Raw genomic sequence first — 26,588 nt, 5'->3', positions numbered from 1 at the left:
AGACCTCATTAAGGTGTTATCACAGATGGATTTTAAAGAGACGTTACTCCTTCCGAAAACAGACTTCCCGATGCGTGGAAATCTCCCAAATAATGAGCCACAAAAATATAGTGCCTGGTTTGATGCCGGTATTTATGAGCAGATGAAAGCAAAACGTGCCGGTGCTGAAATGTTCACTTTGCATGACGGTCCTCCGTATGCAAATGGTGATATCCATATCGGACATGCACTTAACAAAATACTCAAAGATATCATTCTCAAATATAATTACTTTCAGGGTAAAGCAGTACGTATGACTCCAGGCTGGGACTGTCATGGGCTGCCAATTGAGCAGAAAGTCGAAGAAAAACTCGGTAAAGAGAAAAAAGAGGCAATGCCGACAGAGAAGTTCAGAGAGCTTTGTCGTGAGCATGCAGCAAAGTTTGTCGATATCCAAAGAGAGGGATTTAAATCTTTAGGATGTATTGCTGACTGGGATAACCCGTATGTAACAATGGACTTCAAATTTGAGGCAAACATCTACAGAACGCTTTGCGAAGTAGCAAAGAGAGGGCTTCTGGTTGAGCGTCATAAACCGATCTTCTGGTCATGGGCTGCACAGACAGCACTTGCAGATGCAGAGGTAGAGTATGAAAATAAAGAAGATTACTCTATCTACGTACATTTTGAACTCAGTGATGCAGCTAAAGAGAAGATCGGAGTTGAGGGTAAAGCAGGTCCTGTGATCTGGACAACCACCCCTTGGACACTGCCTGCAAACACAGGTATCGCGATCAACCCTGAAGAGATGTATGTACTTACAGAAGATGGACATATCATAGCCGAAGCCAGATATGATGCTATGATCGAAGAGGGAGTAGTAAGCGGACATGCTAGTAGAAAGATCGCTGCTAAGGAGATGGAAGGACTTTTGGCGATCAATCCGCTTAATGGACGTAGTTCAAAAATCGTTCTTGGTGATCACGTAACAATGGATGGCGGTACAGGGTGTGTACATACTGCTCCGGGGCATGGTGAAGATGACTATAGAGTAGGACTTAAATATGGTCTTGATGTCGTGATGCCTGTGGATGAAAGAGGATGCTATGATGAATCTGTGGTAGGTCTCCATCTTCTTCCAAACCCTCAGGAGTTTGTTGGAATGCATATCTTCAAAGCGAATGAGCCGATCCTTGAACTACTTGGTGAGAACCTACTAAAACAAAGTAAATTCGTTCACTCTTATCCACACTGTTGGAGAACGAAAAAACCTTTGATCTATAGAGCAACGAACCAATGGTTTATCTCTGTAGACGATACGGCAAAAGGTGAAGATAAATCACTTCGTCAAACAGCACTTGATGCGATCGAAGATGTGGCTTTCTTCCCTGCTTCAGCGAAGAACAGACTTAAGCCGATGATCGAAGGACGTCCTGACTGGTGTATCTCCCGACAAAGAAGCTGGGGTGTACCGATCGCATTCTTTAGAAGTAAGAGTACTAAAGAGGTGATCCTTGATGAAGATGTACTTGAACATATCGCATCGTTCTTTGATGAAAAAGGTGCAGATGCTTGGTATGAGATGAGTATTTCTGAGCTATTGCCAGAAGGAAGCAAATATAATCCTGATGATCTAGTGAAGATCAATGACATTCTTGATGTATGGTTTGATAGTGGTTCTACATGGAATTCTGTGATCAAAAGCGGTAACTATGATGCAGGAGAGTATCCAGCATCTCTCTATATAGAAGGAAGTGATCAGCATAGAGGTTGGTTCCAGTCTTCACTGCTTCTTTCTGCAGCGGTTCAAGGAAAGTCACCATATAAGACACTTATCACTCACGGATTTACCGTGGATGAGAAGGGTGAAAAGATGTCTAAGTCGAAGGGGAACGTTGTAGCTCCGGACAAGGTGGTAAAAGAGTACGGTTCAGAGATCCTCAGACTTTGGGTAGCACTTTCTGATTATCAATCAGATCTGAAGATCTCGGATAATATCTTGAAGCAGACAGCGGAGCAGTATAGAAAGATACGTAATACCTTCAGGTTCTTGCTTGCAAACGTCGATGACCTGGATGCAATCGTGCCGGTTGAGTCGTATGGAGAGTTGGATAAATGGATCCTTGCTAAAGCAGGTGAAGTATTTGCTTCGATCAAAGCCTCTTTTGAAGCAAATGACTTCTTAAAAGGATTTGCAATACTTAACCACTTCCTTACAAATGAACTTTCAGGTATCTATATGGATATCTGTAAAGACAGACTCTATTGTGATGCAAAAAATAGTACAACAAGAAGAGCAGCACAATCGGCAATGGCATTGATCGCTAAGTCAATGTTAGGTCTTGTAGCTCCGGTACTGACCTATACAACTGATGAGATCTTGGAGTATGCGCCTAAGATCTTTAAGGGAGATATGGAAAGTATCTTTGATCTCGTGTACGAGGATCTGCCGGTGGTGGAAGTACCGTTTGATCTTTCATCCCTTATGGATATTAGAGAAGGATTCTATGAAGAGGTAGATAAACTCAGAAAAGAGAAGCTTATCAAAGCAACATTGGAGCTTGAACTGGTTGGAGATATCGAAGGCTTTAACAGTGAAAAAGATATGGAAGACTGGTTTGTGGTATCGGCAGTGAAGTCTAGTAGTGAAGGTGAGAAGTTAGCTAGCTTTGAAGTAGATGGTAAAACATATAGTATTCATAAAGCTACTGCGTGTAAATGTCCTAGATGTTGGAAGTTTGTATCAGCAAGCGAAGAGGAAGTTTGTGCAAGATGTGCTGAGGTAGTAAGCTAATGTTCGATCTAAGCCAGCCTGTACCAAATGAAGTGATCATTGGATCGATCGCTATTATTTTTGTATTGGTAGCTGTAGGTTTAGGTATCGTAGCGTATTATAAGAAGAAACTAGGAAAGTAAGGAAGAAAGAGTGATCACATTAAAAGAAGCATTAACTAAATCCAAAGAAGAGTTAGCCCAACTCAGAGCTGAGCTTGAAGAAAAAGCAAAAGCATCAGATATCAATGCTTATGTAGGATTTGAAAGCTCAGGTGAAGGTGTACCTATCTTGATCAAAGATAATATTCAAGTAAAAGGGTGGTCTGTTACGTCAGCATCAAAGATTCTTCAAGGGTATATTGCTCCTTATGAAGCAACTGCGATCAAAAATCTGAAATCAAAGGGAATGATGGCATTTGGTAGAGCCAACATGGATGAGTTTGCAATGGGTTCAACAACTGAAAGTTCATTTTACGGTATCACTAAAAACCCGCATGACACAAGCAGAGTACCGGGAGGTAGTTCGGGTGGATCAGCTGCAGCCGTTGCAGCAGGTATCGCTATTGCTGCACTTGGTTCAGATACGGGTGGATCGATCCGTCAGCCTGCAGCATATTGCGGTGTGGTTGGGATGAAACCGACTTATGGTCGTGTAAGCCGCTACGGTCTTGCAGCATATGCTTCAAGCCTTGATCAGATCGGACCGATCACACAAAATGTGGAAGATGCTGCTATTTTGTATGATGCGATCAAAGGACACGATGAGAAGGACTCAACTTCAGCAGACTTTGAGATCGAGGATATTGCAAACAATATGGATCCGGATAGAAAATTAACTATCGCAGTGATAGACAATTATATTTCTGAAGCAGATGAAGATGTTCAGAAAGCCTATGCAGATACTGTAAAATCTCTGGAAGCAGCAGGGCATACTGTTGTACATAAAAATATGCAGAATACAAAGTATGACATTGCTACTTATTATATTCTTGCAACAGCAGAAGCAGCAACAAACTTGGCAAGATTTGACGGTGTAAGATACGGAGCCAGAGCTGAGTCAAATACCACTGAAGAACTATTCTTTAATACAAGAAGTGAAGGTTTCGGTGAAGAAGTGAAACGTCGTATCCTTCTTGGAAACTTCGTACTTTCATCAGGGTTCTATGATGCTTATTATCTCAAAGCACAGAAAGTAAGACACCTTATTCAAGATGAGTTCAATGCGATCTTTGATGAGTGTGATCTTATCCTTTCTCCTGTTGCACCTTCTGTAGCGCCAAAGATTGGGGCAAATGAAGATCCGCTAGAGATGTATAAGAGTGATATGTATACGATCGCGATCAACCTTGCAGGTCTTCCTGCTATTTCACTTCCTGTAGCTAAAAATGATGAGGGTATGCCGGTTGGCTTACAGCTTATCGCTAAAAAATTTGATGAAAAAACTCTGTTCGACGGTGCTCTAAGTATGGAAAGAGCCGTAAATTACCAAAAATAAGAAAGGATCACAATATAATGAACATCAAAAAAAGAGCACTTACGTTTGAAGACGTACTACTAGTCCCGCAACACTCTACAGTTCTTCCAAAAGAGGTAAGTATCAAAACAAATCTTACTAAGCGTGTAACACTCAATACACCAATCGTATCTGCAGCAATGGATACAGTAACAGAGTATAGAGCAGCGATCGCGATGGCACACCTTGGAGGGATCGGTATTATCCACAAAAACATGGATATCGAATCTCAGGCAAAACAGGTTACTAAGGTAAAAAAATCTGAGAGTGGTATTATTATTGATCCTATTTATATTGCTCCTGATAGAAGTGTGGCAGATGCGGATGCATTGATGGCTGAATACAGAATCTCCGGTGTTCCTGTTGTAGATGCAGAGATGAAGCTTATCGGTATCATTACAAACCGAGATATGCGTTTTATCACAGATATGACTCAAAAGGTTTCTGATGTGATGACTCCTGCACCACTGATCACTGCAAAAGTAGGTACGACACTTGATGAAGCGGCAAAAATGCTTCAAGAACATAAAGTTGAGAAGCTTCCACTTGTTGATGATAATGGTGTACTTCAAGGGCTTGTTACGATCAAAGATATTGAAAAGCGTGAGAAGTTTCCAAATGCAAATAAGGATGAGCACGGACGTCTTAGAGTAGGTGCGGCAATTGGTGTAGGGCAATTGGATCGTGCCAAAGCATTGGTAGAGGCTGGTGCAGATGTGATCGTACTTGACTCGGCACATGGTCATTCACAAGGTATTATTGATACGCTAAAAATGATCAAAGCAGAGCTTGATGTAGATGTGATTGCAGGGAATATTGCTACAGGTGCAGCTGCAAAAGACTTGATCGAAGCGGGAGCAGATGCAGTAAAAGTAGGTATCGGGCCTGGTTCAATCTGTACGACTCGTATTGTTGCAGGTGTAGGTGTGCCTCAAATGTCTGCAATCGATGAAGTAGCGCAAGTAGCAAATGCTATGGGTGTACCTGTAGTAGCAGACGGTGGTATCAAGTATTCAGGTGACGTGGCTAAGGCATTGGCAGTAGGTGCAAGTTCAGTAATGCTTGGTTCAGCTTTAGCAGGTACTTATGAAGCACCGGGTGAGATGATCCTCTTTAACGGTAGACAGTTCAAAGAGTATAGAGGTATGGGAAGTATCGGTGCAATGACTAAAGGAAGTACTGATAGATACTTCCAAGAAGGTACGGCAGCAGACAAACTTGTTCCAGAAGGGATTGAAGGACGTGTACCTTATAGAGGTAGAATTGCTGATGTAATCCACCAGATGGTAGGAGGTTTAAGATCTTCTATGGGTTACTGTGGTTCAAAAGATGTCAAAACATTCTGGGAAAAAGCAGAATTTGTTGAGATCACAAGTGCTGGACTCAAAGAGTCACATGTACATGATGTAACGATCACTAAAGAGTCTCCAAACTATTTTTCATAAGTATAAAATATCCAAAGTATTACTTTGGATATTTATTTTTTCTTTTCATTATATATAGATTTTAAATTCATAAAAAAACTGCAAAATTCTCTTCACTACAAGCATTCAAAAGCTATAATTGACTTAATATTATCAGATAAGGAACTCTAATGAATCAACAAACCTTGGCAATCCATGCAGGATATGAGAAAGATGCACAAAGTACTATGGCAGTACCTATCTACCAAAGTACAGCCTATGAGTTTAGAGATACAGAACATGCAGCGAATCTTTTTGAGTTGAAAGAACTTGGAAATATCTATACAAGGTTGATGAATCCGACAACAGATGTATTTGAAAAACGTTTTGCTGCGCTTGAAGGTGGAGCGGCTGCAATTGGTACAGCATCAGGTATGGCAGCGATATTTTATGCAATTGCCAATGTTGCTGAAGCCGGTGATAATATCATCGTAGCAAAACAGGTATATGGTGGTACAACGACACTTACAGGACATACGATCAAAAGATTCGGGATCGAGACGCGCTACTTTAATGTACAAAATCCTAGTGAAATTGAAGAGCTGATTGATGCAAGAACAAAACTGGTCTTATTTGAAAGTATCACAAACCCAAGTATTGATGTAGCGGACTTTGATGCTATCACTGAGATTGCAAACAAGCACGATATTTTGACATGTGTAGACAACACTGTTGCTACTCCAATACTTTGTAACCCACTGCAACTTGGATGTGATATCGTAGTACACTCAGCAAGTAAATATACCACAGGACAAGGGCTTGCGATAGGCGGCGTCATCGTAGAGAGAGAAAACCTTGTAGAAAAGATCAAAGATAATCCGCGTTACTACCACTTCAATGAACCTGATGAAAGTTATCACGGGCTTATCTATTCTGATTTGCCGTTACCGCTATTTACCCTAAGAGTGAGACTTGCATTGCTACGTGATCTTGGTGCAGCACCAAGTCCGTTTAACTCTTGGCTTTATATTCAGGGACTTGAGACACTCCCACTACGTATGAGACAGCATTCGGATTCTGCATTGGCTATTGCGAAATTCCTTGAAGCGCATCCTAAGGTTAAGAAAGTAAATTATCCGGGTCTTGAATCAGATCATAACTATGTCATGGGGCAGAACTATTTCAAGGGCGGACATAGTGGATTGTTGTCATTTGAAGTAGAGGATAAAGCAACAGCTCAGAAAATTGCAGATTCTACAAAAATCTTTTCACTTGTAGTTAATATCGGTGATAGCAAGTCTATCATTACCCATCCTGCATCTACTACACACCAGCAGCTTTCAGCACAAGAACTTATTGAAGCAGGTGTTCCGGGTGGACTAGTAAGACTCTCAATCGGTCTTGAAGATACACAAGACCTGATAGATGATCTAACAGCGGCACTTGGGTAAGATCTACGACTCTATAACAAAACTGTGGGCTGATCTGCCCACTTTAATAAAAGTAAAATACGATAAAATAGCGCTAATAATAAATCCGGTAAAAAGCAGTCAATGAAAATCGAAACAAAAATCGCACATTTTAGCAGCCCCCTCTATCTTGAAAGCGGACGTATCTTGGAACCTTATGAGATCGCCTATGAGACGTATGGAGAGCTCAATGAAGATAGGTCTAATGTAGTTTTGGTTTGTCATGCGCTGAGTGGATCTCACCATGCCGCAGGTGTTTATGAAGGCGATAGAAAAGCAGGATGGTGGGATGGTCTGATCGGTGATGGTAAAGCAGTCGATACGACTAAATATTTTGTAGTCTGCAGTAATACGATCGGATCATGTTTCGGAAGCACCGGACCGATGAGCGACAACTATCCAAGTCATGAACCATACCGTCTTAAATTCCCTGTAGTAACGATCAAGGACATGGTACGTGCACAGATGCAGTTGCTTTCACATCTTGGTATTTATCATGTGCGTGCAATTATAGGCGGATCAATGGGTGGCATGCAGGCGCTTCAGTTTGCCGTAGATTATCCGAATTTTGCAGATGAGATCATTTCTCTTGCCGCAACCTACGCAACCCGCCCATGGACGATTGCATTTAACAAAGTAGCCATGGAAGCTATCCGTAAAGACCCTAGATTTGAGCATGGGAATTATGAGAGAGGCGCTTTTAAAGAAGAAGGGCTTGACGGGTTAGCCATCGGCCGTATTGCAGGGCACATTTCGTATTTGTCACCGGAGACAATGGATAAGAAGTTCGGACGTAACTATGTGAATAATGATGGACTATTTGAACTCTTTGGCCGGTATGAAGTAGAGCGTTATATGGAATATAACACTGCAAACTTTTCACGAATGTTTGATCCTCTCAGTTATCTTTATATCGTTAAAGCGATCAATACGTTCAATCTTAGCAGAGGGTACGACTCCCTGCATGATGCAATTTCCCGTATCAAAGCAAAAGTTCACTTGATCAGCTTTGGAACAGACTACCTCTTCTTCCCATGCGAAATGGAACATATCGCAAAGATGATGGAAAGAAACGGTCAGCCATTCAGCTATAAAGAGGTAGAAAGTGACTATGGGCATGATGCTTTCTTGGTAGAGCTAGATAAGTTTGAAGAGGATATAAGGAGAGTCTTGTCATGAAAAATGAAACTTTTGAAGAGAAGTTAGAGTATTCCAAAACATTGCTTGAAAAGCTTATGAAGCCTGATATCACATTGGAAGAGTCCGTCAAACTGTATGAAGAAGGGCTTACTACGATCAAAGAGGCACAAAAGCTGATCGAAGAGGCAAAGATTAAAGTCTCAGTAATTGAACAGTCCAATCAAGATGTGAGTGATGAGTAAACAACTTGTAGTAGCTGCACTCCAACTACCTACACTTGGCATGAATGCAACAAGGTTGGAGTTTTATCTCAAACAAGCACACCAACGAAAAGCAGATGTGATGCTGCTTGGAGAATATGTTCTTAATCACTTTTTTAAAGAGTTTGAGAAGATGTCAAAAGCAATGCTCAAAGAGCAGACTCGTAAACATACAGAACTTTTAAAACAACTGGCTAAAAAATATGACATTACTTTTATCGCACCGATCATTCTGACCAAAAAGGATGGGTTTCATAAAACCATAGCAAAGGTCACACCTAAAAGTATCAGCTACTATGAACAGCAGATATTGCTTCCATATGCTCACTGGAATGAAAAGAAGTTTTTTGCCAACAATACAACCGATCAACTTGAACCACCGATGAGTTTTTCAATTAAAGGGTTCAAAGTGATGGTCATGGCCGGTTTTGAGCTTCACTTTGATTACTTTTGGCAAAAAGTGACAGATAAAAAAGTAGATCTTGTACTTTTACCGACTGCTTCAACCTTCGGTTCTCATAACCGCTGGAGAGAGATCATAAAAACCAAAGCTTTTTTACATGGCTGTTTTATATTAAGAGCTAATCGTTTGGGAGAGTATCAGGATGATGACGTAAAGTGGAGATTTTACGGTGATACTATGCTTGTAAATCCTGAAGGTGAAGTTGAGATGATGCTTGAAGACAAAGAGTCTATGCTGGTTGAAGTCATAGATAAAGTTGAAGTAACAGAACATCGAAAAGCATGGGAATTTGAGAAAGAATTGAAAGGACGGATATGATACAAGGGATGGTAACGCAAGAAGAGTATTTCAATCGTCAGATTCAGCTATGGGGCTCAAACGTACAGCAGAACCTCCAGAAAAAAAAGATCGCGATTATAGGTTCGGGAGGACTTGGGTGCAGCCTGGCAATGGCCCTTGGTACTTCAGGCATCGGTGAGATACATATGGTGGATTTTGATACGGTTTCTGATCATAATATTCACCGGCAAATTGCATTTACACTTGAGGACGAAGGGAAGAATAAGGCCAGATCAGTAGCCCAACTCATCGAGAAAAAAAATCCTTTTGTCAAAGCCGTAGCTTTTGAAATGAACTTTGAAGAGTTTACAGGTATGGGAAATGGATATGATCTGATCCTGGATGCAACGGATAACCTTCCCACAAGAGGTCAAATTGACAAGTTTGCCAAAGAAAATGAAACACCTTGGATCTATGCCAGTGTAGAAGAGTTTAACGGTCAAGTCTGTTTCTTTGAAGCATCAAGCTTTCAAGTCTTTAACCTTTCTGACCATAAGCCGGGAGGTATAGCTGCACCGATCGTTATGCATATAGCATCCCTACAGGCAAATCTTGCACTCAGATATCTTGCAGGATTGCCTGTTGTAAAAGATAAGCTTTATTACCTTTACTTTAACGGCGAAGGCGAATTGATCACTCAGAAATTTGGAATGCCGACAGCGTAAAGATGTTAAAATAACTAAAAAGGAGAATGAGATAATGAAATTGAAATTAATTTTTTTTGCACTGCTTTCACTCTTTTTGGTTAGTTGTACACAGGAGACTCAAAACTCTTTGAGCCGTTCTTTGCAGAATTGGACAGGAACAAATGGAGTACTTGATGTTTATGCTGGAGACAAGCTGGTACATCGCTTTATCAAAATCGATAAACTTTCCACGGCATATGGGACGAATGACAGTAAAATGAGACCTTATCGTTATGGATACGGAATTGATGATGTCAATTTTAATCTTCAAAAAGATCCGGGAGAACAGAAGGTTTATTTTGAATTTTCTGATTACTCGACTTCCTATATCTTTTATGAAAGAAATACAAAATAAAAAAACAGAAAGGATAGAATAGAATGAAAGAAATCTCAACAAAAGACGCACCGCAGGCAATAGGACCTTATTCTCAGGCGATTGAAGCAAATGGTTTTATCTTTACATCAGGACAAATCGCATTGAAACCGGATGGAACATTGGAGTCAGGTGATATAGAACATCAAACACATCAAGTAATGAAAAATCTTTACTATGTACTGGAAGCTGCGGGTGCGCACTTTAACGATGTAGTTAAAACAACAATCTTTTTAGCAAACATGAATGACTTTGAAAAAGTGAATGAGGTATATGCGCATTATTTTGGTCTGCATAAACCTGCAAGAAGTACAGTTGCAGTGAAAACGTTACCTAAAAATGTGCTTGTTGAGATAGAATGTATAGCGTTGGCAGGTGCAAATTACACATACTAGCAGGAAAATAAGTTTAGTTTAAAATTAAATTAAAACTTGTTTGGGTATAATCACGAACTTTTAAAATTAGTAGTAAAGGGTTTGCAATGTACGCAATCATTAAAGCAAGTGGCCAGCAGTTCAAAGTAAAAGAGGGTGATATCATCGCTTTTGACAATATGAATCTTGAGCCAAAATCTGCAGTAGAATTCAAAGAAGTTCTTGCAATCGACAATGGTGAACTAACTGTAGGAACTCCTTTTGTAGAGGGTGCTGTAGTTAAAGGTGAAGTGATCAACGAAGGTAGAGATAAAAAAGTGATCATTTACAAAAAAAGAAGAAGAAAAGACTCTAAGCTAAAAAGAGGTTTCAGAAGAGACTTTACTAGAGTAAGAATTACTTCAATCGCATAATTAAGTAAAGAAGGAGAAGAAATGGCACATAAAAAAGGTCAGGGATCAACTCAGAATAACCGTGATTCAGCGGGACGTCGTTTAGGTGTTAAAAAAGCTGGTGGTGAAGCGGTAGTACCGGGAAATATCATCATTAGACAAAGAGGTACAAAAGTAAGACCAGGTAATGGTGTTGGTATTGGTAAAGACCATACAATCTTCGCAATGATCGAAGGTGTTGTTAAGTTTGAAAACCACACTGCTAAACAAAAGAAAGTATCAGTAGTACCTGCATAATTCTTAATACTTCTGTCTGGCTTTTTGCCAGGCATTTCTGTCAAATTCAATTTTCAATCACTCTTTCATTTTCATATAGCTAACTTACAGTTTTATGAGATTATAGATAGTATTTTATATGTTTTATATACCCTCTTCATTATAACTATTTTTTGATTTTGGATATAATTCTACAATTTATTGATTTTCATGATAGTTTGAGAGATTTTCATATATTTAAAGGTTTTTATAGATGTTTGTAGATAGTGTAGAGCTTACTGTAAGCTCAGGTAAAGGTGGAGCGGGATGTGTTTCATTTTGGACAGAAAAATTTGTTGTAAAGGGAGGACCTGACGGTGGTGACGGGGGCCGTGGCGGTTCAGTCTATTTTATAGTAGACAACAATACCGATACACTCTCCGCACTTCGTGGGCGTAACCATATTAAAGCGGAGAATGGGAAACCAGGAGAGGGACGTAAAAAATATGGACGTAAGGGTCAAGATACGACGATTATCGTACCACCGGGAACCACTGTAGTCGATGTAGAAACGGGTGAAGAGCTTTTTGACCTACTTGAAGAGGGTGAAAAGGTACTCTTTCTAGAAGGTGGAAAAGGCGGTCTTGGAAATATGCACTTTAAAAATGCAAGTAACCAAAGACCAACATATGCACAACCTGGTTTGCCGGGTATTACCAAACATGTCAGACTTGAGATGAAAATGGTTGCTGATGTAGGATTAGTTGGGTATCCAAATGTAGGGAAGTCGACACTGATCTCTACGCTCTCAAATGCTAGACCTCAAGTAGCTAACTATGAATTTACTACATTGACACCTAAACTGGGCGTAGTTCAGGTCGGGGATTTTGATTCATTTATGATGGCAGATATTCCAGGAATCATTGAAGGTGCAAGTGATGGTAGAGGATTAGGTTTAGAATTTTTACGTCATATCGAGAGAACCAAAACACTGCTTTTATTGATAGATGCAGCAAATTATAGAGAGATGAAATATCAATATGAGTCATTACTCGTAGAATTAGAACGGTATTCTGAAAAGCTGGCTCAACGTAAGTTTGCTGTAGCAATAACTAAAACGGATACTTTTGCAGTAGAAGAAGTGAATAAACTCACTGAAAAATTTTTGAGTGATATCGGTTTGAGTGCAAATAAAACACTCAATAAGTTTAAGGCAAATCCAGAGTACAGTTCATATGGATTTGAAAAAGACTTTGGTGTAAAACTTCCTCAACATGAGCCTCTATTTGTTATTCCGATTTCTTCGGTAACACACTTAAATACTGAGGCATTGCGTTATACTTTGAATGATTTTGTTAAAGCAGTTAAAGAAGAGGAACAAGAGGAGGCTTAATGAGTCGTGTCGTTATCAAAGTAGGTTCTCATGTACTTACTGAGAATGGAATGATCGCAAAACGTCGTATGTTAGCACTTGTAGAGTTGATCACAGTGTTGAAATCGAATGGATATGAAGTGATATTGGTTAGTTCCGGTGCGGTAGCTGCAGGTTATACGAAACTTCCTCTTGATCGTAAGTCTGTGGCAAACAGACAAGCACTTGCAGCAATTGGCCAACCCCTACTGCTTAAGATGTATCAAGAACAGTTTGATATATTTGATATCTTTTGTTCTCAGGTACTTTTGAGCGCTGATGTATTCGAATCGGAAAAACCAATAGCACATGCGAAAGTAGCAATAGATACGCTATTGACCAATGGAGTTATACCGATTATCAATGAAAATGACACAGTAAGTATTGATGAATTGGTTTTTGGTGACAATGATAGACTTTCGGCACACGTTGCACACTATTTTGATGCAAATTTACTGGTGATCCTTTCGGATATTGATGCTTTTTATGATAAGGATCCAAATAGGTATGAAGATGCACAAAGGAGAGCAGTAGTAACTGAATTACTTCCAGAAGAACTTGAAGCAGAACATACACCTAATAATGAGTTTGCGACCGGCGGAATCGTTACAAAACTACTCTCAGCAGATTTTTTAATGAAACATAATAGAGAGATGTTCCTTGCTAGCGGATTTGATCTGAGTGATGTAAAGTCTTTTCTTATAGATAAAGTGCATCAAGGTGGAACACTTTTTACAACAAACAAATAAGGGAGACTATGAGTTACAAAATTGTATATATGGGAACCCCACATTATGCTAAAGAGATATTAGCAACTTTGATTGATGCAGATGATATGGATGTAAGTCTAGTGCTTACCCAGCCTGATCGGCCTGTGGGTCGTAAAAAAATACTTACCCCGCCGCCTGTCAAAGTTTTGGCGGAGAAACACGATATAGAAGTACTACAGCCAAACAGACTTAGTGATGAGGGAATTGTAGAAGCTATTACAGCACAAAAACCTGACTTTATCATCGTAGCAGCTTTTGGACAATTACTCCCTAAATCCGTACTAGATATCGCTCCATGTATCAATCTTCATGCTTCATTGCTTCCAAAATATAGAGGAGCATCTCCTGTTCAACAGTCACTGCTTAATGGAGATAAAGTAACAGGTGTTACTTCGATGTTGATGGAAGAGGGGTTGGATACGGGACCAATGTTAGAAAAGATAATGTTTGAGATCCCGCAAGACATGAGACTACATGCATTGATGGAGCAACTGACAAATGATGCATGCACACTGACTCTTTCCACAATTAGAAACTTTAATGACATTACACCTGATGCACAGAATGATACTGAAGCAACTCTGTGTAAAAAAATAAAGAAAAGTGATGGTGAAGTAGATTTTGCTGATGCCCAGATACTTTATAATAAATATCGTGCTTTTGAAGGGTGGCCGGGGATTTTTGCCAGCAACGGTACAAAGTTTGATGAGATAAGCCTGGTTGAAAGTGAAAAGGAACACAAAGCCTTTGAACTGCTCGGCTTTGAAGAGGATAGTGTCATTGTAGGTTGTAGTAAAGGATCTGTTAAGATCGGAACGATTCAGCCGGCATCTAAAAAGCCTGTCGAAGCTAAAGCATATTGTGTAGGAAGGGGGATAAAAGTTGGAGATCATATCATTTGATATACTTCCTTCTACGCAAAAGTATATTATTGATGAACTAAAATCAGGTAGACTAAACCCTCCTTGTGCAGTTATTGCTTACGAACAGAGTGCCGGCATTGGTAGCCGTGATAATGCATGGAGTGGCGGAAAAGGTAATTTCTTTGCTTCTATCGCTATTTCTTTAGACCAATTACCTTCTGATCTACCTTTAAGTTCAGCATCTATATATTTTTCATATATTATGAAACAAGTTCTATTGGAATATAATGAAAAAATATGGTTAAAATGGCCCAATGACTTCTATTTAAATGATGAAAAAGTAGGCGGAACCATCACAAAAAAAATAGATAAAATATTAGTGTGTGGAATTGGAATAAATTTAAAAAATGAACAAAATGCCTATAAGGCCCTTGGCATCGATATTCATCCGGAAATATTACTCGAAAAGTATCTTTTTGCACTGAAAAAATTTCCAAAATGGAAGGATATCTTTAGTGAGTATCAGGTAGAATTTGAATTAAGTAGAAGGTTCTCAGTGCACGTTGAAAACCTCAAAAAGAGCCTGTCAGACGCTATATTAGAGGAAGATGGCTCATTACTAATTAATGGGAAGAAGGTGTATAGTTTACGATGAGTGAAGTAATAAGTATTGCCAATCAAAAAGGTGGCGTCGGAAAAACAACAACTGCTGTAAATTTAGCAGCTTCGTTGGCACAGAAAGATAAAAAAGTTCTTCTTATCGATATAGATCCTCAGTCTAATGCAACGACTAGTTTAGGGTTTACTAGAGGAGACTATGAGTTCAATGTCTATCATGTATTGATAGGAAGTAAAAAGTTCTCAGAAGTGATACTGAAAACTGAAATAAAAAAACTTCACATCGTACCTTCAAATATCGGCTTGGTTGGGATAGAAAAAGAATTTTATTCACCAAAGAAGAAAAATAGAGAATTGATCCTAAAAGAGAAGATCAAAGAGATTGCAGATAGATATGACTATATCATTATTGATTCGCCGCCTGCACTCGGTCCTATTACCATTAATGCACTCTCTGCATCAGATTCTGTTATTATCCCGATTCAGTGTGAATTCTTTGCATTAGAAGGACTTGCTCAGTTACTGAATACTGTTAGTCTTTTGAAAAAAACGATTAATCCTAAACTGAAGATCAAGGGATTCCTGCCTACAATGTATTCAAATCAGAATAACCTTTCAAAGCAGGTGTTAGCAGATCTAACACACCATTTTAAAGATAAACTCTTTCACATTAGTAAGAGTAAAGAGTGTATCGTTATCCCTCGTAATGTTAAAATAGCTGAATCACCAAGTTTCGGTAAACCTATATCTGAGTATGCAGCAAGTTCCAAAGGTTCTGTAGCTTATAGTGAACTCGCAAACGTTATTATCAGGAACTAGTGATGGCATTAGGAAGAGGATTGGGGGAAATACTCTCTGAAGTGGAAGAAGCGTATGCCAAGGATCTAAGTTCGATTGATAGTTCAGAACTTGAAGCACAAGGTGCAAGAGTAGCTGAGATAGAAGTCTCTACTATATCGCCAAACCCGTTTCAGCCTCGTAAACACTTTGATGAGAAGGCACTTCAAGAGTTAAGTGAGTCGATCAAAGAGCACGGACTTCTACAACCTATTGTAGTAATTGAAAAGGGTGATGGATACATGCTTATTGCGGGTGAACGTCGTTTACGCGCACATAAACTTGCTAATCTCCCAGTGGTCAAAGCTATAATTGCCGATGTTGATATCGACGATATCAGATTGCGTGAACTTGCACTGATTGAAAATATTCAAAGAGAAAACCTCAATCCGATAGAGCTGGCGAACTCTTATGCCGAGCTTATAGAAGTACATGGGATAAGACATGAGGATCTTAGTGATATAGTTCATAAAAGCCGTTCTCAGATCACCAATACTATGCGTCTTCTGACTCTAAGTGATTATGCACAAGAACAGTTAGTTGAAGGAAATATTTCACAAGGCCATGCTAAAGTACTTGTTGGCTTGGATGCACTAAAACAAAAAGTAATTATTGATAGTATTGTAGGACAAAAACTCTCTGTGCGAGAAGCTGAAAATATAGTCAAAAATTATAAAAACAATAATGAACAAAAATCAAAAACACAAGCACAATCTACATTCATGGATGACTATAAAGCAGCGATAAATGCTGCATTACCTTTTAAACATAAGATAAAATCAAAAAGTGTAGAAATTAGTTTCAGCTCCTCTCAAGAAATTGAAAACTTTTTATCAATCCTCAAAAAAGCATAAGATTTAACCCACTTCTCATGTGCTAAATGGTAAAATAGCGCGAAATTACATGAGGAGTTTGAATGCTTGACCTACATTTACCGTTAATGTTGTTTGTCTTGGTACTATTCATCACCCTAATTGTTCTTTTAAATAATATGCTATTTCAACCACTGATCAAGTTCATGGATGACAGGGATAACTCTATAGCAAAAGATTTGGAAGCGGCAAAAGGATTGAGCGGTAATACCGATGAACTTAACGCTAAAGCAGATGATATTCTTAGCAATGCTAAAGCTGAAGCTGCAGCGATTAGACAGAAAGCAATCGATGATGAAAAGGCATTGGCTGCGAGTAAAGTCGAAACTAAACAGAGTGAGCTTGAACAAGAGTATGCTAGCTTCGTTGAAAAACTAGCAAGCAATAGAGAAGAGCTTAAGAACTCACTTCTTTCACAGATGCCTCTTTTCAAAGAGAGCTTAAAAGCTAAGTTTAGCAAACTATAAGGAGGAATGACAGAAATGAAAAAATTGGCACTATATGCACTATTTTTGGTTCCGGCTGTTGTTCTTGCATCAAGTGGAAATGCTGGTGAGAGTCACTACTTCCAGATTACTGGTAGAGAGACAGACTTTGTTCCAAGATTGGTAAACTTCATTATTTTTGCCGGCTTGCTTTACTATCTATTGGCTAACCCTATCAAAAATTTCTTCAAGGGAAGACAAGCAGGGATTGAGTCTAGACTTAAAGAGATTGAAGAGAAACTTCAAGCTGCTAAAGATATGAAAAGAGAGGCTGAAGAGCGTGTTGAAGAAGCAGAGGCTAGAGCTGCTCAAATCATTGAAGATGCAAAAAAAGAAGCTGTAATTCTTGCAGAGGGTATTGCTCGTGCAAACGAGACTGAGCTAAATGCAATGCAAAAACAGTTTGATGAGAAGCTTGTTTTAGAAGAGAAAAAGTCTGCTAGAGAAGTGATTGATGAAGTTCTTGGCGAAAGCATCACAAACGATGACATTATGCTCGGTGAGTCTAAAGTTATTGAAATTGTGAAGAAGAAGGTGGCATAATGGAAGAACTAATTGCTAGAAGATACGCACAGGCACTCAGCGCTGTAAGTAAAGATGTAGCAGAAGATGCTGCACTACTCAGCACATTATCAGAAGTAATCTGTAACAAAGAAGTGATGAATGCTTTGACATCACCGATTATTGCAGCTGAGAAAAAAACTGATATGGTGTTGAAAGCATTGGGTGACAGTGCTAATGCAGCGATGAAAAACTTTATCAAAATTCTTGGTGAGAATAAAAGATTGGATCTTATTCCGGTAGTATCAAAAGTTTTGAATAAAGAGCTTCAAAAAAAGTCTAATCAATATGAAGGTGTAGTAAAAAGTTCAAATCTTTTAGATGATGCAGCTTTGGCTGACCTTGAAGAGACACTTAAAAAGTATACAGGTGCGACGATCAAATTGGCTCAAGAGAAGTCTGATTTGGACGGAATACGTGTAACGGTAGATGATTTGGGTATTGAGGTAAACTTCTCTAAGCAGAGAGTTAAAGAACAACTTATCGATTTCATCAAGAAATCATTGTAGTTATCAAATAGAAAGGAGTAGCAGTGGCAAACAAATTGCAAGCAGATGAGATTAGTTCGATCATCAAAGAGAGAATCGAGAACTTTGAGATTGATGTTGATATCAACGAAGTAGGTAAAGTAGTAGGTATCGCTGACGGTATCGCAACAGTATACGGTCTAAACAACTGTATGGCTGGTGAAGTAGTTGAATTTGAAAACGGTGCAAGAGGTCTTGTACTTAACCTTGAAGAATCAAGTGTTGGTGTAGTTGTACTTGGTTCATCAAAAGGTATCAGAGAAGGTATGAGCGTAAAAAGAGAAGGTTCTCTTCTTAAAACACCAGTAGGTGATGCACTTCTTGGTAGAGTTGTTAACCCACTTGGTGAGCCAATGGACGGTAAAGGTACTGTTGAAGCAACAGAGCACAGATTTATCGAGGAAAAAGCACCTGGGATCATGGCTAGAAAATCTGTACATGAGCCGCTTCAAACTGGTATCAAGTCAATTGATGCACTTGTTCCAGTTGGTAGAGGACAAAGAGAGCTTATCATTGGTGACAGACAGACTGGTAAAACAACTCTTGCAATCGATACTATCATCAACCAAAAAGGACAAGATGTTGTATGTATCTATGTTGCGATCGGTCAAAAACAATCAACTGTAGCAGCAACTGTGAAGAAACTTGAAGAGCATGGTGCTATGGACTATACAATCGTAGTTAACGCTGGTGCAGCTGATTCATCTGCTGCTCAGTTCCTTGCACCTTACGCTGGTGTAACAATGGCTGAGTACTTCAGAGACAACGGTAGACATGCAGTAATCTTCTATGATGATCTTTCTAAGCATGCAGTTGCATATAGAGAGATGTCTTTGATCCTAAGAAGACCTCCGGGCCGTGAAGCATACCCAGGGGATGTTTTCTATCTACACTCTAGACTTCTTGAGAGAGCTGCAAAACTTAACGATGAACTAGGGGCAGGTTCAATTACTGCGTTCCCAATCATTGAAACACAAGCAGGTGACGTTGCGGCATATATCCCGACAAACGTAATCTCTATTACTGATGGTCAGATTTTCCTTGAAACAGACCTCTTTAACTCTGGTATCAGACCGGCAATTAACGTAGGTCTTTCAGTATCAAGAGTTGGTGGTGCTGCACAGATTAAAGCAACAAAACAAGTTTCTGGAACACTTAGACTTGACCTTGCATCATTCAGAGAACTCCAAGCATTTGCTCAGTTCGCTTCTGATCTTGATGATTACACAAGAGCACAGCTTGAGCGTGGTCAAAGAATGGTTGAAGTACTTAAACAAGGGCCATATGCTCCAGTAGCGATCGAGAAACAAGTAGTGATCATCTTTGCTGGTGCAAACGGATTCTTGGATGATATTCCAGTTGGATCTGTTGTTAAATTCGAGGCTGAATTGATGCCATTCATGGATGCGAAGTATTCAAACATTCTTGAAAGCATTAGAAATGAAAAGAAAATCTCTGATGATGCAGATGCAGAGTTGAGAAAAGCGTTAGAAGATTTCAAAGCATCTTTTCAAGCGTAAGAAAGGCTAATTATGGCTAATTTAAAAGATATCAAGCGTAAGATTTCGAGTGTTAAGAATACTCAGAAAACGACTCGCGCGATGAAGCTTGTCTCTTCTGCTAAACTTAGAAGAACAGAAGAATTGGCAAAAAGATCTAGAGTCTATGCAAACAAACTTACTGAGCTTCTCAATGAGATTGCTCAGAAGATGCAGAAGAACAATGTAGATGGTCTGGATAATGTTTACTTTAAGGATGCTAGTAATCCAAAAGTGGTTGACATTGTTTTTATCACTGCAGATAAAGGTCTTTGTGGCGGCTTCAACGCACAGACGATCAAGAGAGTAAATAAACTGTTGGCTGACTATAAAGCTAAGAATGTAAAAGTACGTCTTAGAGCTGTAGGAAGAAAAGGTATTGATTACTTTAAATTCAACAATATTGATATGATGAATGAAGTGATTGGTCTTAGTGCCTCACCAAACTACGCGGATGCCGCAACTCTTATCAATGAAGTTGCTGAATCTTATGTAAGAGGTGAAACTGATAAGATCATTATGATTCACAATGGATATGTGAATATGATCACTCAGGAAGTCAGAGAAGTGCAAGTACTACCGGTAGATCCTTCTACATTGAAGCTTGACCAAGTTTCAACTTCAGAGCTTGAAGTAGAACCGGATGAGGATGATACACTTCTTGAAGCATTAGTGAAGCGTTATGTAGAATATACAATGTATTATTCACTGATTGACTCACTTGCAGCTGAACATTCTGCACGTATGCAGGCAATGGATGCAGCTACAAGCAATGCAAAAGAGATGGCTAAGAAGTTGACTGTGAAGTACAACAAAGCTAGACAAGAAGCGATTACTACTGAACTCATTGAGATTATCAGTGGTATGGAATCAATGAAATAAGAAATAAGAGGAGAAGTAATGACAGGTAAAATTGTACAGGTCTTGGGTCCGGTTATCGATGTGGATTTCACAGATTACCTACCAGAGATTAATGAAGCATTAGAAACATACTTTACAGTTGATGGTAAAGAGCAAAAATTGGTATTGGAAGTTGCAGCACAACTTGGTGATAACAGAGTTAGAACAATTGCAATGGACATGAGTGAAGGTTGTGTAAGAGGTCAAGAAGTTAAAGCAACTGGTGACTCAATTAAAGTACCGGTAGGTGAAGAAGTTCTTGGACGTATCTTCAACGTTGTAGGTGATACTATCGATGACGCTGGTGATGTTGATGCAAAACAATATTGGTCAATCCACAGAGATCCACCTCCATTTGAAGAGCAGTCAACTAAGACTGAAGTATTTGAAACTGGTATCAAAGTTGTTGACCTTCTTGCACCATATTCAAAAGGTGGTAAAGTTGGTCTATTCGGTGGTGCTGGTGTTGGTAAAACAGTTATCATCATGGAGCTTATCAACAACGTTGCGATGAAACACAGCGGTTACTCTGTATTTGCTGGTGTTGGTGAAAGAACACGTGAAGGTAACGACCTTTACCACGAAATGAAAGAGTCAAACGTACTTGACAAAGTTGCACTGTGCTACGGACAGATGAGTGAACCACCGGGAGCAAGAAACAGAATTGCCCTTACTGGTCTTACAATGGCTGAGTACTTTAGAGATGAGATGGGACTAGATGTTCTTATGTTTATCGATAACATCTTTAGATTTGCTCAATCAGGTTCTGAAATGTCAGCACTTCTTGGACGTATTCCTTCAGCAGTTGGTTACCAACCGACACTAAGCAGAGAGATGGGTGCACTTCAAGAGCGTATTACATCAACAACAAAAGGTTCTATTACTTCAGTTCAGGCTGTATACGTACCGGCAGATGACCTTACTGACCCTGCACCGGCTTCTGTTTTTGCTCACCTTGATGCAACGACAGTACTTAACAGATCAATCGCTGAAAAAGGTATCTACCCTGCGGTTGATCCACTAGATTCAACTTCAAGAATGCTTGATCCTCAAATTATTGGAGATGATCACTATGGTGTTGCAACTGGTGTTCAGAAGATTCTTCAGAAATATAAAGATCTTCAGGATATTATTGCGATTCTTGGTATGGACGAACTTTCTGAAGATGACAAACTTGTTGTACAAAGAGCAAGAAAGATCGAGAAGTTCCTTTCACAACCATTCCACGTTGCTGAAGTATTTACTGGTAGCCCAGGTGTATATGTTACACTTCCTGATACAATCGAAGGGTTCAAAGGACTTATCGAAGGTAAATACGATGATATGAACGAAGCTGCATTCTACATGGTAGGAAATATGGCTGAGGCGATCGCTAAAAACGACAAGATTAACGCTAAGTAATCCTTAGCGCTTGTCTACTAAAGGATTATTATGGAACTTATGAAGCTTGAGATCGTTACACCGAATGGTGTAATTTTTGATTCTGAAGTAAAGCAAGTCACTTTACCAGGTAGTGAAGGTGAATTCGGTGTTTTAGCTCACCATGCAACTTTGGTTTCACTACTTGAAGCAGGTGTAATCGTTATTGATAAAGCAGATTCAAGTGAAGTAGCAGTAGCTATCAACTCTGGATATGTAAAAGTTGATGAAGAGAAGACTACATGTATCGTTGATGGTGCTGTAGCACTCTCAGGTGAAGATACAGATCTTGCAAAAGCACTTGAAGAAGCAAAAGCGTTACTTAAAAGTGCGGAAGCTTCTAGTACTGCTATCGCAACAGCGGTAAGCAAAGTTGAGCAAATTGGAAAGTCTCTCTAACGTGAGTTCTCTTCTTACTTATTTCATAGAAAGCAGTGCAATTACAATCTTTGTACTGCTTTTGCTTTCAGCATATTTCATAACAGCATTTTGGGTTTTTTTTGATAGATATTATATGCTAAATAGGCGTGTAGCTGTAGAAGCTAGGTCTCTTAAAGCACTCTATACCGGTCAATCTAATAGTGTAAATACTACATCATTGATCTATACTTATCTTTCTCGTGTAAATAAACCTAATAAAGCAATACTTGAAGCGGCATCTTCTGATGCAGTACGTGTTTCTACTAAAGGACTGACAGTTCTTTCAATCATAGCATCTACTTCACCGTTTATTGGATTATTCGGTACAGTGATCGGTATTCTTGAAACATTTTCAAATTTAGGCAGTCAAAACAGTGCCTCTTTGAGTGTTGTAGCTCCTGCTATTTCTGAAGCGCTTATTGCTACAGCAGCGGGGATTGCAGTAGCAATTTTTGCTTATACGTTTCATCTTATACTGAAGCGTAAAGCCTATGAACTCTCATCGCTTCTCTCCTCTCAGGCAGAAGTGATATTATCACAGGTTAACGAGGAGTTGTAAATGTTTCAATGGGATGAAGATCCGGATTTGAACATTACTCCTTTAGTTGATGTAATGCTTGTCCTTATGGCTATACTGATGGTAACAGCACCGACAATTACTTTTCAGGAACAGATTACACTTCCAGAAGGTTCAAAGACTGTAAAAGTAGAAAAACCGAAAACACTGACAATCCGTATGGATAAAGATCAAAAGATATATCTTGGAAAAGACACCTATAAACTGGATACATTTGCTGATGACTTTGTCAATCAGTCAGCAAAACTGGACAAAAACTCTGAAGTCTATATACGCGCTGATGAGACTCTTAAGTATAAAAATGTCATGTACCTCCTCAAAACTGTTAAAGCGGCAGGATTTGAGAAGGTGTCTCTTATTACACTATGATTGAAAATAGACTTCCAAAGTATTTGACCGGTTCATTGGCATTTGGTATATACTTTATTATTATCGGTCTGCTTGTTTTTTATTTCAATACAAAAACTTCTCAAGAGAGTAAGCATTATGTTAAGAAAAACCAGGAACGTATCCAAGTTGCTTTTTCTACTCCTGAACAGAAAAAGAGTGATATTCAGAAACCTAAAAATCAAGTAACTCCTCAGCCAAAGCCACAGCCTACACCAAAACCAAAACCAAAACCTATAGCAAAGCCAAAGATCCAAGAAACAGTAAAAAAACCTGTGGAGCAAAAAAAGGTGATTAAAGAGCAGGTGGTTAAAAAGGTTGATAAAAAACTGGTTCAAAAAGATGTGAATATTACTAAACCTAAGAAGGTCAATAAACCACAGAGTCTCTTTGCCAATGTCAGTTCCAGCAAGCCTGTAGAAACAAAAAAGGTTACTGAAAAGCCAGTAGAAAAAAAACCAAATCTTGATATTGTTAAAGTCAAGGAGAAGAGCAGTGCTGCTGAGCTTTTCTCTAATTCATTAAAGGTACAGCAGAGTAGTGACAGAGGTATCGAGGATGAGTATCTTGCAAACATAGAAGAGAAACTTAAGGGCTGGCCGGCCCAAAGTGACTATGTAGGTGAAAAAGCACGTGTAATGCTCGAAGTAGAACCTTCTGGTAGATTTACTTTTAAAGTTATATCTGCTTCAAATATCCCTGAGTTCAATGAGGGACTCAATGCCTATCTCAAACAGCTACAACTCTTTGGATTCGGTCCACACAAAGGGAATAGGGCTTATAAACTTGATGTAGAGTTTATCGCTACTGAATAGCAACTAATTACTTTTGTTTTTACTGATTTCCCAATAATCCTCAAATAATGCGATAAACATAATACTGCAATAATATCAGAAGGGAAGATTGTCATACATAATCTACAAATCAACATATATTACTTTGATGTTTATCTATTTATCTTATTTCACTATTTACAAAAGGAAATATATAAATGTTTGATCGGGCATTTATCGCCATAATACTTATTATTGTTATATCAATTATTGTGTATCAAACGGCTTCTATGCCTATAGCAAATGTTTTGTTAGCAATACTCTTTTCAATAGGGGCTATACCACTTTATAAAAAATGTCAAAATCGTAGAAAAAAGCCGATCAAGAGAACCTTCTGGAGAAATTATTGGTATGATATAAAGTGTACATTGATAATGATTCCCTATGGTATTGGTGTAGCCGGATTTATCGTATGGATTTCATAAAATGTGTTAATTTGTCCTATAATTTCAAGGATCAATACTATAGGTATCATCGTAAACTATTTCAATTCCAGGTTCATCATTCTTGTATGGTGGATAACCCATTACTTGTACGGTAGTACCGACATCTGTCCATGTCCAGAGTTTTTGGGCGAAACCGTTTTTCATGCGGATACAGCCATGTGAGAGTGGGTATTTCCCAACTGTACCGAGGTGCATAGCAATACCATCATAGGTAAGGCGAAGCATATAGTGCATCTTCGCTCCGCCATTGGGTTTGGGCCAGAGATTTGATTTGTGGGATATCTTTTTCTCCAGTACTTTGAAGGTACCTGTGGGGGTACTATGCTCTTGTACACCAGATGAGATAGCTCCCTTGAAGAGTAACTCATCATCTTCATAAGCATAAGCAAGCTGTTCATCAAGATCAACAAATATGAGTTTGTTACCTGCATAGATATAGGTACTGAGAAACAGTAATGACCAGAGTATAATAGTTTTCATAGAGTGATTATATCATAGTAGCGAACGAGGAATGAGAACTAAATGAAGAAGTGCTATGCACATGATGCATGAAATCAGTGCCTAGTAGCTAAACTTCGAAAATAGGACAAAGATCGATAATATCTTTTAATTCATGATAGTTTATGCCGTTGGTATTTGCGACAGGTTCATTGGTAACAAATCCTCCAGCCACATTGACGCCGCTGTAGATGGCTTTATCATATAAGACGGCATTACGCCATCCCATATCTGCAATACGTTTGGCGTATTTTATCGTAGCGTTGCTAAGGGCCTGAGTAGAGGTCATTGGGTAGTTCCCCGGGATATTTGCCACACAATAATGTAACACACCATCCACTTCAAATACCGGGTCATCATGTGTGGTTGGCCGTGAGGTTTCGATACACCCACCCTGATCGATGGAAACATCTACAAGGATAGCTCCTTTTTTGCATAAAGAGAGCATCTCTTTTGTAATGAGTTTAGGAGCTCTTTCGCCTGTGATATAGACTGCACCGATGAGGATATCAACCGTGGGTAATATCTTTTCAAGATTATACCGATTGGAGTAGATTGTAGAAATATTCTCAGGCAGTATCTCTTCGAGTTTTGCCATAGAGTTTCTGTTTCGTCCCATGATCACTACGTCAGCACCCATCCCTGATGCTATTTTCGCAGCACTTTTTGCCACCGTGCCACTGCCGATGATCAATACCTTTGCCGGTGCAACTCCTGTAGCTCCACTGATCAGTATACCGCTTCCATGGTTATGGGCTGAGAGAAAGTAGCTTCCAACTATAGGTGCTACTTCTCCTGCGATCTGGCTCATTGGGTCTAACAGCGGGAGAATACCTTTTTCCTGGAGTGTTTCATAAGCGATAGCCGTTACCAGTTTTTTTTGCAATATTTGTGTCAGTTCTGGAAGGGGTGCGAGATGAAGGTAGGTAAAGAGTATTTGTCCCGCTTTTAAAAGGTCATACTCTTCAGGTTGCGGTTCTTTTACTTTGATGACCATTTCACAATGATCATATATCTCTTTGGGATTTTGGACAATGAGAGCACCTGCTTGTGAGTAGTCAAGGTCAGAAAAACCGCTTTTTTCTCCAGCACCTGTTTCAATCAATACCTCATGACCACTCTGTCTTAGCTGTTCGACACCAGAAGGTATCATCCCAACACGATACTCTTTGGTCTTGATCTCTTTAGGAACTCCGATCCTCATG

The 26,588-nt window shown here is 39.3% G+C and carries 32 protein-coding genes; 30 read left to right on the top strand and 2 right to left on the bottom strand.

The features are described 5' to 3' along the window. Positions 1–25 precede the first annotated feature (25 nt). The 30 genes from ileS to PGH07_RS02725 all read left to right on the top strand — a co-directional run bounded on the left by ileS (position 26) and on the right by PGH07_RS02725 (position 24,864). The gene (gene ileS, locus PGH07_RS02870; RefSeq protein ID WP_289412435.1) at positions 26–2,773 is read left to right on the top strand and encodes an isoleucine--tRNA ligase; all 2,748 of its coding nucleotides are present in this window, start codon (positions 26–28) and stop codon (positions 2,771–2,773) included. Beyond that, entirely contained in the window at positions 2,773–2,895 is a 123-nt protein-coding gene (locus PGH07_RS02865; RefSeq protein WP_289412433.1) for a hypothetical protein, read from the top strand. The genes ileS and PGH07_RS02865 overlap by 1 nt, the downstream gene beginning before the upstream one ends. A 10-nt stretch (positions 2,896–2,905) precedes the next feature. Then, positions 2,906–4,249 (top strand): Asp-tRNA(Asn)/Glu-tRNA(Gln) amidotransferase subunit GatA, encoded by a 1,344-nt coding sequence (gene gatA, locus PGH07_RS02860; RefSeq protein ID WP_289412431.1) that lies wholly within the window; start codon positions 2,906–2,908, stop codon positions 4,247–4,249. Between the two features lie 17 nt (positions 4,250–4,266). Beyond that, entirely contained in the window at positions 4,267–5,712 is a 1,446-nt protein-coding gene (gene guaB, locus PGH07_RS02855; protein WP_289412430.1) for an IMP dehydrogenase, read from the top strand. Between the two features lie 149 nt (positions 5,713–5,861). After that, positions 5,862–7,121 carry an O-acetylhomoserine aminocarboxypropyltransferase/cysteine synthase family protein gene (locus PGH07_RS02850; protein WP_289412428.1) on the top strand — a complete coding sequence of 420 codons (1,260 nt, stop codon included), beginning with the start codon at positions 5,862–5,864 and terminating at the stop codon, positions 7,119–7,121. 102 nt (positions 7,122–7,223) lie between these two features. Further along, a complete protein-coding gene (metX, locus tag PGH07_RS02845; RefSeq protein ID WP_289412427.1) occupies positions 7,224–8,318 on the top strand; it encodes a homoserine O-acetyltransferase MetX in 1,095 nt (364 codons plus the stop codon). Next, a complete protein-coding gene (xseB, locus tag PGH07_RS02840) occupies positions 8,315–8,521 on the top strand; it encodes an exodeoxyribonuclease VII small subunit (RefSeq protein ID WP_289412426.1) in 207 nt (68 codons plus the stop codon). The genes metX and xseB overlap by 4 nt, the downstream gene beginning before the upstream one ends. Then, on the top strand, positions 8,514–9,320 hold the full coding sequence (locus tag PGH07_RS02835; protein ID WP_289412424.1) for a carbon-nitrogen hydrolase family protein: 807 nt from the start codon (positions 8,514–8,516) through the stop codon (positions 9,318–9,320). Before xseB ends, PGH07_RS02835 begins: the two co-directional genes overlap by 8 nt. After that, positions 9,317–10,006, top strand: coding sequence for a HesA/MoeB/ThiF family protein (locus PGH07_RS02830; RefSeq protein WP_289412423.1), 690 nt, complete (start codon positions 9,317–9,319; stop codon positions 10,004–10,006). The genes PGH07_RS02835 and PGH07_RS02830 overlap by 4 nt, the downstream gene beginning before the upstream one ends. A 34-nt stretch (positions 10,007–10,040) precedes the next feature. Then, positions 10,041–10,382: a hypothetical protein gene (locus PGH07_RS02825; RefSeq protein ID WP_289412422.1), complete on the top strand. Its 342-nt coding sequence runs from the start codon at positions 10,041–10,043 to the stop codon at positions 10,380–10,382. A gap of 23 nt (positions 10,383–10,405) precedes the next feature. Beyond that, positions 10,406–10,795 (top strand): RidA family protein, encoded by a 390-nt coding sequence (locus PGH07_RS02820; protein ID WP_289412421.1) that lies wholly within the window; start codon positions 10,406–10,408, stop codon positions 10,793–10,795. An 86-nt stretch (positions 10,796–10,881) separates the two neighbouring features. Beyond that, complete coding sequence (gene rplU, locus PGH07_RS02815) at positions 10,882–11,187, top strand: 50S ribosomal protein L21 (protein ID WP_289412420.1); 306 nt, start codon at positions 10,882–10,884, stop codon at positions 11,185–11,187. 21 nt (positions 11,188–11,208) lie between these two features. Beyond that, a complete protein-coding gene (rpmA, locus tag PGH07_RS02810) occupies positions 11,209–11,463 on the top strand; it encodes a 50S ribosomal protein L27 (RefSeq protein ID WP_289412418.1) in 255 nt (84 codons plus the stop codon). A gap of 232 nt (positions 11,464–11,695) precedes the next feature. Beyond that, a complete protein-coding gene (obgE, locus tag PGH07_RS02805) occupies positions 11,696–12,814 on the top strand; it encodes a GTPase ObgE (RefSeq protein WP_289412417.1) in 1,119 nt (372 codons plus the stop codon). Further along, positions 12,814–13,581: a glutamate 5-kinase gene (gene proB / locus PGH07_RS02800; RefSeq protein ID WP_289412416.1), complete on the top strand. Its 768-nt coding sequence runs from the start codon at positions 12,814–12,816 to the stop codon at positions 13,579–13,581. The genes obgE and proB overlap by 1 nt, the downstream gene beginning before the upstream one ends. Before the next feature lie 8 nt (positions 13,582–13,589). Continuing rightward, positions 13,590–14,504 (top strand): methionyl-tRNA formyltransferase, encoded by a 915-nt coding sequence (gene fmt / locus PGH07_RS02795; RefSeq protein ID WP_289412414.1) that lies wholly within the window; start codon positions 13,590–13,592, stop codon positions 14,502–14,504. Then, the gene (locus PGH07_RS02790; protein WP_289412413.1) at positions 14,485–15,120 is read left to right on the top strand and encodes a biotin--[acetyl-CoA-carboxylase] ligase; all 636 of its coding nucleotides are present in this window, start codon (positions 14,485–14,487) and stop codon (positions 15,118–15,120) included. Before fmt ends, PGH07_RS02790 begins: the two co-directional genes overlap by 20 nt. Further along, complete coding sequence (locus PGH07_RS02785; protein ID WP_289412412.1) at positions 15,117–15,902, top strand: ParA family protein; 786 nt, start codon at positions 15,117–15,119, stop codon at positions 15,900–15,902. The genes PGH07_RS02790 and PGH07_RS02785 overlap by 4 nt, the downstream gene beginning before the upstream one ends. Positions 15,903–15,904: 2 nt before the next feature. Beyond that, on the top strand, positions 15,905–16,774 hold the full coding sequence (locus tag PGH07_RS02780; protein ID WP_289412411.1) for a ParB/RepB/Spo0J family partition protein: 870 nt from the start codon (positions 15,905–15,907) through the stop codon (positions 16,772–16,774). Positions 16,775–16,836: 62 nt separating this feature from the next. Continuing rightward, on the top strand, positions 16,837–17,259 hold the full coding sequence (locus PGH07_RS02775; RefSeq protein ID WP_289412410.1) for a FoF1 ATP synthase subunit B': 423 nt from the start codon (positions 16,837–16,839) through the stop codon (positions 17,257–17,259). Between the two features lie 15 nt (positions 17,260–17,274). Next, the gene (locus PGH07_RS02770; protein WP_289412409.1) at positions 17,275–17,820 is read left to right on the top strand and encodes a F0F1 ATP synthase subunit B family protein; all 546 of its coding nucleotides are present in this window, start codon (positions 17,275–17,277) and stop codon (positions 17,818–17,820) included. Beyond that, positions 17,820–18,347, top strand: coding sequence for a F0F1 ATP synthase subunit delta (locus PGH07_RS02765; RefSeq protein ID WP_289412407.1), 528 nt, complete (start codon positions 17,820–17,822; stop codon positions 18,345–18,347). Before PGH07_RS02770 ends, PGH07_RS02765 begins: the two co-directional genes overlap by 1 nt. A gap of 23 nt (positions 18,348–18,370) precedes the next feature. Beyond that, on the top strand, positions 18,371–19,885 hold the full coding sequence (gene atpA, locus PGH07_RS02760) for a F0F1 ATP synthase subunit alpha (protein ID WP_289412406.1): 1,515 nt from the start codon (positions 18,371–18,373) through the stop codon (positions 19,883–19,885). 12 nt (positions 19,886–19,897) lie between these two features. Continuing rightward, positions 19,898–20,785: an ATP synthase F1 subunit gamma gene (gene atpG / locus PGH07_RS02755; protein WP_289412404.1), complete on the top strand. Its 888-nt coding sequence runs from the start codon at positions 19,898–19,900 to the stop codon at positions 20,783–20,785. An 18-nt stretch (positions 20,786–20,803) separates the two neighbouring features. Continuing rightward, positions 20,804–22,204 (top strand): F0F1 ATP synthase subunit beta, encoded by a 1,401-nt coding sequence (atpD, locus tag PGH07_RS02750; protein WP_289412403.1) that lies wholly within the window; start codon positions 20,804–20,806, stop codon positions 22,202–22,204. Between the two features lie 30 nt (positions 22,205–22,234). After that, positions 22,235–22,621, top strand: a complete 387-nt coding sequence (gene atpC, locus PGH07_RS02745; protein ID WP_289412401.1) for an ATP synthase F1 subunit epsilon — start codon at positions 22,235–22,237, stop codon at positions 22,619–22,621. A gap of 115 nt (positions 22,622–22,736) precedes the next feature. Continuing rightward, the gene (locus PGH07_RS02740) at positions 22,737–23,201 is read left to right on the top strand and encodes a MotA/TolQ/ExbB proton channel family protein (protein ID WP_289412400.1); all 465 of its coding nucleotides are present in this window, start codon (positions 22,737–22,739) and stop codon (positions 23,199–23,201) included. Beyond that, positions 23,202–23,588 (top strand): biopolymer transporter ExbD, encoded by a 387-nt coding sequence (locus PGH07_RS02735; protein WP_289412399.1) that lies wholly within the window; start codon positions 23,202–23,204, stop codon positions 23,586–23,588. After that, positions 23,585–24,421 carry a hypothetical protein gene (locus PGH07_RS02730; RefSeq protein ID WP_289412398.1) on the top strand — a complete coding sequence of 279 codons (837 nt, stop codon included), beginning with the start codon at positions 23,585–23,587 and terminating at the stop codon, positions 24,419–24,421. The genes PGH07_RS02735 and PGH07_RS02730 overlap by 4 nt, the downstream gene beginning before the upstream one ends. A gap of 176 nt (positions 24,422–24,597) precedes the next feature. Further along, positions 24,598–24,864 (top strand): hypothetical protein, encoded by a 267-nt coding sequence (locus PGH07_RS02725; RefSeq protein ID WP_289412397.1) that lies wholly within the window; start codon positions 24,598–24,600, stop codon positions 24,862–24,864. Between the two features lie 24 nt (positions 24,865–24,888). Here PGH07_RS02725 and PGH07_RS02720 read toward each other — a convergent pair whose 3' ends face one another. Both PGH07_RS02720 and ald read right to left on the bottom strand, forming a co-directional pair. Further along, a complete protein-coding gene (locus PGH07_RS02720) occupies positions 24,889–25,365 on the bottom strand; it encodes a L,D-transpeptidase family protein (RefSeq protein ID WP_289412396.1) in 477 nt (158 codons plus the stop codon). An 88-nt stretch (positions 25,366–25,453) separates the two neighbouring features. Continuing rightward, the gene (gene ald / locus PGH07_RS02715) at positions 25,454–26,587 is read right to left on the bottom strand and encodes an alanine dehydrogenase (protein WP_289412395.1); all 1,134 of its coding nucleotides are present in this window, start codon (positions 26,585–26,587) and stop codon (positions 25,454–25,456) included. Position 26,588: the final 1 nt, after the last annotated feature.

It is taken from the genome of Sulfurovum zhangzhouensis (assembly GCF_030347965.1).
Classification (GTDB): Bacteria; Campylobacterota; Campylobacteria; order Campylobacterales; family Sulfurovaceae; genus Sulfurovum; species Sulfurovum zhangzhouensis.
Note: the sequence above shows the minus strand (reverse complement) of the source record. Positions and strands in the feature narration are given on the sequence as shown.